This is a genomic window from Calditrichota bacterium, from assembly GCA_013151735.1.
Taxonomy (GTDB): Bacteria; Zhuqueibacterota; JdFR-76; order JdFR-76; family BMS3Abin05; genus BMS3Abin05.
Window position 1 is genome coordinate 1 of record JAADHR010000110.1, and the last position, 8,938, is coordinate 8,938.

The following is an 8,938-nucleotide window of genomic DNA, read 5'->3' on the forward strand; positions in this document are numbered from 1 at the left end:
GGCGTTTTAAATTGGACGGCGGAGCCATGTTCGGTGTGGTTCCGAAGGTATTGTGGGAAAAAACCAATCCGGCAGATGAGAAAAATCGCATCGATATGGCCCTGCGGTCACTCCTCATTATCGGCAAGGGGAAAGTGATTCTTGTGGATACCGGAATTGGTTCCAAGTTGAATGAAAAACTGATGCGAATTTACGGGGTGGATTATTCCCGGTACAGCACGGAAAAATCCCTCAAAAATTTGGGTTTGAAACCGGACGACGTAACGGATGTCATTCTGACGCATCTTCATTTTGACCACGCAGGCGGGGCAACAATAGCGGACGAAACGGGCACGGTCAAACCGGCCTTTCCGAACGCCACCTATTACATTCAAAAAGGGCAATACGCCTGGGGCAAAAAGCCCTCGGAACGGGATCGGGCGAGCTTTTTCCCGGAAAATTACGTTCCGCTGGAACAGGCGGGACAATTGGTTCAGTTGGAGGAATCGCAGGAGCTTTTCCCCGGTATCGAGGTGCGGAAGCTTTTCGGGCATACCCCTTCGATGCAGGTTGTACGGGTTACGGACGGGTCCCGGAGCCTTCTGTACTGTGCCGATCTTATCCCGACCGCATCCCACATTCCCCTGCCGTGGATCATGGCGTACGATTTGAATCCGCTGCTGACCCTGGAGGAAAAAAAGGACATTCTCCCAACCGCTGTGAAAGAAAACTGGACGCTCATGTTTGAGCACGATCCGTTTCGAGCCGCCACAAAAGTGATTCACGACGGAAAAGATTATCGCATGGGAGAGGAGGTTTCCCTATAGCTTCAACGCGAAAGAATCAGGAGGCAGGTGTCATTTCTGCACACGGAAAAATCAAGATTCTCCCGGATTCCCTGAGCAACAAAATAGCCGCGGGGGAAGTGGTGGATCGTCCGTCGTCTGTGGTAAAGGAATTGGTTGAAAATTCCCTGGATGCGGGTGCCACCGAAATTACCGTCATTGTAAAGGATGGCGGAAAATCTCTCATTCAGGTTGTGGACAACGGGCAGGGAATGACCGAAAACGATGCGATTCTTTCCTTCGAACGCCATTCCACCAGTAAAATTTCCACGGTGGAGGATCTTCACCGGATTCAAACGCTGGGATTTCGGGGGGAGGCCCTTGCCAGTATTGCCTCGGTCTCAATGGTGGAAATGAAAACCCGCGTTCCCGAAGAACCCGAAGGCACCCTCCTGAAGCTGGAGGGCGGGCTGGTGAAAACCCTCGAGAAAACGGCCTGGCAACAGGGCACGTCTATCGCGGTGAAAAATCTTTTTTTCAATACGCCTGCCCGACGAAAATTTATGAAAACCGACAACGCCGAATATCGGCACATTCTCACCGTGCTCAATCGATTTTTACTGTCCTACCCGGAGGTCTCTTTTACGCTTTATCGAAACACCCAGCAGGTGTTTCACTACCCAAAGCAATCTCTTGAAGACCGAATTGCCGCTGTATTGGGTGAAACGTACCGGGAAAACAGTATTCCGGTTGATTTTGAATTTGCGGGTATTCACGTGTCCGGCTACGTGGGAAACATGGATTTATTTCGGGCATCCCGGGGTTACCAATATTTGTTTTTGAATCGCCGCTACATTGTGAATAAATCCCTGAACTACGCGGTTTCTCTGGCGTACGGAAGCATGCTGCCGCAAGGAAATTATCCCTTTTACCGATTAAATCTCCACCTGAATCCGGATGAAGTGGATGTCAATGTTCACCCGTCGAAAATTGAGGTGCGGTTTGAAGACGAACGACTGGTTTTTCGAAGCATTCTCAATGGTGTGAAAGAGGCTCTGAATTCGGCGCAGGCGGTTCCCGTGCTTCGTTCGCCGGAGGATGTACCTGAGTTTTTTGAACCCATTCGCAAGCCGTCTTTTCAGGGAACGGTGCCTGGATCGTCCGATTCAAAAAACCTCCATTTCCCGTTTGAATTTCGACAGTCCCAGCGAAAGCCCCACCCGATCGGACTTCCGTCGGAACAGGACGAGGGTGTTTCCTCAGAGGAACGATCCGTATCCGCGGAAGAACAGCCGCCCGGCACGGGGCGTCCGCAGATCAAACAGCAATTGTACAAGGCATCCCAGGGCGAACGGGTTTCGGTGTGGCAGCTCCACAAGAAATACATCTTTTCCCAGATTAAAAGCGGCCTCATCATTATTGATCAACATTTGGCCCACGAACGGATTTTATTCGAGCAGGCCATGGAGCATTTCAATAAACGGCCGCCCTCATCCCAGCAGCTGCTCTTTCCGAGAACCGTCGAATTGAACGCGGAAGATTTCGAAGTTCTGAGGGAAATTCAATATTATTTGAGCAAGCTGGGGTTTATTGTAAAGGATTTTGGGGGGCGAACCGTCGTCATCGAGGCGGTTCCCACAGACATTCGAGGCGACGAAGAAACCATTCTCCGGCAAATGATCGACGATTACAAAAACCTTGAAGAACGGGATATCCGGGAGAAGGTCGCAGCGTCTTTTGCCTGTAAATCGGCCATTAAGGCGGGAGATCCGCTGAGTCAGGAGGAAATGATCTCCCTCATCGACGGTCTCTTTGCAACGAAAAACCCCTATTTTTGTCCCCACGGGAGGCCGGTGATCATAACCATGCCTCTGGAAGAGTTGGACAAACGGTTCTTGCGTTTGTAACATTCATGACTGAAAACACTCAAAAATTGAGACTTCCGGTTATTGTGGGACCAACGGCCGTGGGAAAAACGGCACTGGCTCTTTCCCTTGCATCTCATTTTCCGCGACTGGTTGTGATTTCTGCCGACTCCCGCCAGGTGTACCGCTTCATGGACATCGGAACGGCAAAACCCACAAAGGAAGAATTGGAGGCCCTGCCTCATGAGTGCATCGACTGCCGCAATCCCGATGAAAGCTACAGCGCCGGGGAATTCGGACGGGATGCCCGGCAGCGAATCGCAGAACATGTGCACGCAGGGGATTTTCCAATCGTGGTGGGAGGTTCGGGATTGTACATTCGCGCATGTGTCGATGGCCTGTTTGAAGGGGAACTCTCGGATCCCGAGCTTCGGGAAATGCTCAGGCTGGAGGCTCGCACGACGGGCCTGGCCCGCTTGTATGAACGGCTGCAAAGGATGGACCCGGAATCGGCCGAAAAAATTCACCCGAATGATGAACAGCGGATTTTACGGGCACTGGAACTCATTGAATTAACCGGGGAACCTCGCTCTGCATACCTGAAACGAATGAAACAGGAGTCGCCTTATCAGCCTGTTTTTTGGGGACTCACCATGGAGCGCTCCGCCCTTTATCAGCGGATTGAACAACGGGTGGATCGAATGATGGCAATGGGACTGGTTGAAGAAGTCCTTCGCCTCAAGGAAATGGGCTATGGGCGCGATCTTCAATCCATGCAAACCGTGGGCTATCGGGAAATTTACGCGTATCTTGCGGGAGAGATTTCCAGGGAGAGAGCTGTTGAGGAGATCAAGCAAAACACCCGGCGTTTTGCCAAGCGTCAGTGGACGTGGTTCCGGGCAGACCAGCGTATTCAGTGGATTGAAATTACCCCCGAGACAGATTTCAAAAAATTGGCCAAAATCCTTTCGGAAAAAATCAAAAAGGCGTACTTGCGTTCACCCCAATGAATGGGGGGGATTGTACAAGGCTTTGGTTTCAGGAATGACGGCTGCAAAGCCGCCAAGTCACGAAGAATTCTAGGATAAATGAAATTCTTGTGTTTTGACGGCTATGGATTATTTAAATTGAAAGCTTTGAAAAAATCGGATTTTATTATTTGCTTTTTTTTCAAACCACCCCCTCGCTCCCCCTCCATTGTTTAAGGGAGGGGGAAGGGGGGAGGGTCAATAACAGAGAAATATTACGTATAAATATATTTTTCAATTAATTATAATGCGACCCCCATGTTAATTACAAGTTAATTTTTATCACAAATTATGATCTTATTTTGTTATGAGCCATTGCCCGTGTCAGAAATCTTGAATTTTTCAAAGCTTTCTAAATTCCAAAAAATCCGATTTTAAATTAGGTTAACGATTTTTGCAGAAAGGGCCGACGAATGAAAAAGTACATTTCTTTGGTGATTGTTTTGTGTTTCTGGAGTGCCGTTTCTCTCGCGCAAAAACCAATCATTCCGCACATTCAGCATCACAAAATCGAAGCCACGTTCTCCATTCAAAAGCACACGCTTGAGGCAACCGACCGCATCCTGATTCAAAACACTCCAGGGCTGAGCAAGGTTGTTCTCTTTCTCAATCGAAATCTGCGGGTTACGGCCGTGCAGGTTGAGGGTCAAACAGCCTTATATCGAACGATTCCAGAATTTTCAGTAGAATCGGTTCTTCATAAGATCCGCAAGGATACCCGTGATTTTTATTCAAATGCACAGCTTCTGGAGATCCCTTTGCCCCCGCATCTGCTGGGTGTCTTTAGAGTTAAAATCACGTACACCGGGAAGATTTACGATCCGCCGCATGTGCCGGCCTATTCCCGTGATGCGGCGGCTGTGGAAACCCGCGGAGTCATCGGCGAAAAGGGGGTGTTTTTGGGCCCGGAATCCCACTGGTTTCCGGAAGCAGAGTCTTCTCTGGCTTCGCACGAAGTGATCACCCACACACCGGAGGGGTGGGAAACCGTAACCCAGGGCGAGCGGCTGGTGCACAAAACCGACGGCAACATGCTTACGGTTCATTGGAAAAATGAGCACCCCGCGGATGGCCTGTATCTGATTGCCGGGAAATATAATGTGCGGGAACTCGCGGCCGGCCCGGTAACGATTTACACGTATTTTTTCCCGGAGGATTCGTCCCTGGCGCAAAAATACCTCAGCTTTTCGGCCCGGTACGTCAAGATGTACAGTCGGCTGCTCAGTCCGTATCCGTACAAAAAGTTCGCGGTCGTTGAAAACTTTTTTCCGACGGGCTACGGGATGCCTTCCTACACGGTACTGGGACAAACGGTTCTGCGGCTTCCGTTTATTGTGTACACCTCACTGGGACACGAAATCCTCCACAACTGGTGGGGCAATTCGGTTTTTGTCGATTACGATTCCGGAAACTGGTGCGAGGGATTGACCATGTACATGGCCGATTACTATTACAAGGAGCTGCAGGGACCGGCGCAGGCCCGTGCCTATCGTTACGGGATCGATCGTGACTACACCCTCTACGTGAATGACAAGAACGATTTTCCTCTGGACAAATTCCTGAATCGAACGGCCATGTACACCCGGATGATCGGCTATGGCAAGAGCGGAATGGTTTTTCACATGCTTCGCCGGTGGATGGGGGACGAAAAATTTTACCAGGCCCTGCGGAATTTTATTCGCGATAAACAGTTTCAGAAAGCCAGTTGGAGCGATCTCCAAAAGGAATTTGAAGCCGTTTCGGGACTTGACCTTTCCACCTACTTTGATCAATGGGTGCACCGGACCGGCGCTCCAAGGCTTGTTCTTGAGAAGGTTACCCGTCACAAATCCTGGCGACGGGGCTGGACAGTGACCGGGACTCTCTTCCAGAAAGAACGCGTGTTTGCGCTTCGAATCCCCGTGCAGGTCTATTTTAAATCGGATACCCTGGACACGGTTTTGGTTACTTCCCGGGCTGAAACGCCGATTGATTTTCAATTCAAGAAAAAACCCCTGAAACTTGCTGTGGATCCCGGTTACAATCTCATGCGGCGGCTCAATCACGGCGAGATGAGCCCTGTGCTCAGTTTGATTTTGGGGGATGAAAATGCCGTGATGGTCCTTCCGTCGCGGGCCGCTCCGGGCATGGCCAAAGCCTACCAGCTTCTGGCGCACCAGCTCACGGGGTCCGGGGATGGCATGATCAAGTGGGATACCGATGTGTCCAACGCCGATCTGGCGTCGGGGTCCGTTTTTCTGTTTGGGGGACCCGAAGAAAATGCCCTTTACGGAAAGGCGCTGGCGGCGTTGAAGGGGAAATTGGCCTTTTCAAAAAACGGTATTTCGCTGGCCGGGAAATCCTACGCCAATAAGAGTGTGGTGGCCGCATTCTGGAGTCCGTGGAATCCGGCAAAGGGGTTGTGCCTGTTTCGCGCGGCTTCGCCCGATGTGGTTCGAACACTAGGGATGAAAATCATGCATTACGGAAAATACGGCTATCTGGTTTTTGATGGAACAAAGGCCGTTGCAAAAGGCGGATGGCCCGTGGTCAACAATCCGCTGGTGGTAAACTTAAAGTAGTCGCAGGCTTTATGCCTGCGCTGACAGAACGCACCCATAAAGGGTGCGGCTACAGATTTTGGGGTAGCCGCAGGCTTTACGCCTGCGCTGACAGATAGGCTCATCAATGAGAAAAGAAGATTTCTTCAACGCCGGTTCTACCGGAGAAAAGGACACCCTTCTTGGGCGGGTTTCGCGCATTACATTTAAAAGCGACGAAACCGGCTTTGCCGTCGTGCGCCTTATTCCGGATGACGGTCTTTTTGACCGGATAACCGTGGTTGGGATTTTGCCGTTTATTTCGGAGGGGGAACACCTTCGCCTGCACGGAGATTGGATCAAAGACAAAAAATACGGCCTGCAATTTCGCGCGGAATCCTACGAAACCATTTTGCCGGTTACCAAAAAAGGGATTGAAAGTTATCTGGCGTCGGGCAATATTAAGGGAATCCGGCGTTCTACGGCCAAGAAAATTGTGGAAAAATTCGGTACGGAGGCCCTGAAGGTTTTTGATGAACAGCCGGAACGGCTCCTCGAAATTGAGGGTATCGGAAAAAAGAAGCTGCTGCAAATCCTGCAATCCTGGAAGGAACAAAATCAGGCACGGGACATTATGATTTTTCTCAGCCAGTACGGAATCAGCCCCGTGCTGGCGGGTAAAATCGCCAAAACCTACGGCACCCAGACCCTGGACATCATTCGAAAAAACCCCTACAAACTGGCAGATGACGTGTTTGGCGTGGGATTTTTGACGGCGGATAAAATTGCTCAAAACATGGGGATTTCTGCCGAAGAACCGGCCCGAATTGAATCCGGGCTGAAATACTGTCTGCAGAGGGCGCTTGATGAGGGGCACACCTACCTGCCGCGGGAGGAATTGATCGAAAAAAGCTGCGATATTCTGAAAATCTCCCGCGATCGGGTTGTTGCGGTTCTCGACGAGCTGATTGAAGTCAATCATTTGACACCCGACAATGGGAAAATTTACCTGCCCGCCTTTTACCATGCGGAAAAGGGACTGGCTGAAAAACTGGCCCTGATCGCATCGGTCAATCTTGTAAGGCTGGGTGAGGAAGAGACCCGGAAGCGGGTGGAACAGCTCTCATACGTACAAAAGATTAGCTACACGGAGGAGCAAAAACGGGCGATCGCACTGGCGATGAAAGAGAAGGTTTTGGTGCTCACCGGCGGACCCGGAACGGGAAAAACCACCACCGTACGGGGAATTATTCACCTGTTTCAAGCGTACAAAATGTCCATCTTGCTGGCGGCTCCCACCGGACGGGCGGCAAAACGCCTTTCCGAAACCACGCACCTTCCCGCTTCAACCATTCACCGGCTTTTGAAATACGATCCCCAGAGCCGCACGTTTTCTCACAATGAGAATTCTCCGCTGAAGGTCGATGTTCTTATTGTGGATGAATTCTCAATGGTTGACACGATGTTGGCCTACCATCTCGTAAAGGCCCTTCCGTTAAAGGCCAAGCTGATCCTTGTCGGGGATGTCGATCAGCTCCCATCTGTGGGGGCCGGGAATGTACTCCAGGATATTATTGCATCGGGGATTGTAAAGGTGGTGCACCTGACGGAGGTTTTTCGACAGGCGCTGAACAGTAAAATCGTGGTAAATGCCCACAGAATTAACAAGGGACTGATGCCGGATCTGGAGCGAAAACAGGGGGTTGACATTCTGACCCCTTCACGGAAAATCAAGCCCATTGACGATTACGGGGATTTCTTGTTTATTCAGCAAGCGGATCCGGATGCGTCTGCCAACATGATCCTGGAGCTGGTGGCCAGGAAACTGCCCGAACGCTATCGGTACAATCCCCTGCAGGACATTGAGGTTCTGACACCCATGTACAAGGGTCCCATTGGCGTGGACCGTCTCAACAGCCTGCTGCAGGAGGCATTGAATCCGGGGCAGAAAAAGCTTTTCCGCGGAAAGATGGGGTTTGGGGAGGGGGACAAGGTCATGCAGATTCGCAACAATTACGAAAAAGGCGTTTTTAACGGGGATATCGGTGTGATTCAGAAAATCAATCCCGAGGACAGGGAATTCTGGGTGCTGTTTGATCTTCCCGTAAAATACGATTATTCGGATATTGAAGAGCTGGTGCTGGCCTACGCGATTACCATTCACAAAAGTCAGGGTTCGGAATATCCGGCGGTGATCTGCCCGATAACCACCCATCACTACATTATGCTTCAGCGGAATCTCATTTACACGGCGATCACACGCGCAAAGGAATTGGTTGTGCTCATTGGAACAAAAAAGGCACTTGCCATTGCGATTGGAAACAATCGGGTGCAGGAACGCTACACCGGTTTAAAGGAATTTTTGCAGGAATCGTTTGGAGAAGAAGCCTCTCAATAAATCTAAAAAATGGTTGTAATTCAGACGGGGTTTTATTAAATTTGATTATTTCCATGGGTGCATTTTCTTTAATATCCAACAAGGATGTCTGTTTGTGATGATCAAAATGCAGCGGTACGTTTTGCGGGGAGTTTTTTTTGCGGGGATTGCTTTACTCTTTCTGACGGAAACATTCGGTTTGGGAACCGCCTCTCAGTTTTCCGGAACCGGTACCCGTCACAACATTTCATTGGCTGGCAAGTGGCTGGTTCGCGAAAAGGAATCCGATCGCTGGCAAACGATCAGGATTCCCGGGACCGTGCCCAAAGCAACGACCTATTTTTTCAAGAGGGATTTTCAACTTCCGGATTCGTATCGTAATTAC

The 8,938-nt window shown here is 50.4% G+C and carries 6 protein-coding genes; all 6 read left to right on the top strand.

Annotation, left to right across the window (positions count from 1 at the left end; genetic code table 11):
- The coding region (locus tag GXO76_07640) for an MBL fold metallo-hydrolase (protein ID NOY77724.1) at window positions 1-806 on the top strand (806 nt) is incomplete at its 5' end.
- 101 nt (window positions 807-907) lie between these two features.
- Window positions 908-2,671, top strand: a complete 1,764-nt coding sequence (gene mutL / locus GXO76_07645) for a DNA mismatch repair endonuclease MutL (protein ID NOY77725.1) — start codon at window positions 908-910, stop codon at window positions 2,669-2,671.
- Window positions 2,672-2,697: 26 nt separating this feature from the next.
- Window positions 2,698-3,639, top strand: a complete 942-nt coding sequence (gene miaA / locus GXO76_07650; GenBank protein NOY77726.1) for a tRNA (adenosine(37)-N6)-dimethylallyltransferase MiaA — start codon at window positions 2,698-2,700, stop codon at window positions 3,637-3,639.
- Between the two features lie 431 nt (window positions 3,640-4,070).
- On the top strand, window positions 4,071-6,218 hold the full coding sequence (locus tag GXO76_07655) for a M1 family metallopeptidase (GenBank protein NOY77727.1): 2,148 nt from the start codon (window positions 4,071-4,073) through the stop codon (window positions 6,216-6,218).
- Between the two features lie 106 nt (window positions 6,219-6,324).
- Entirely contained in the window at window positions 6,325-8,574 is a 2,250-nt protein-coding gene (locus GXO76_07660; protein ID NOY77728.1) for an ATP-dependent RecD-like DNA helicase, read from the top strand.
- A gap of 94 nt (window positions 8,575-8,668) precedes the next feature.
- The coding region (locus GXO76_07665; GenBank protein NOY77729.1) for a hypothetical protein at window positions 8,669-8,938 on the top strand (270 nt) is incomplete at its 3' end.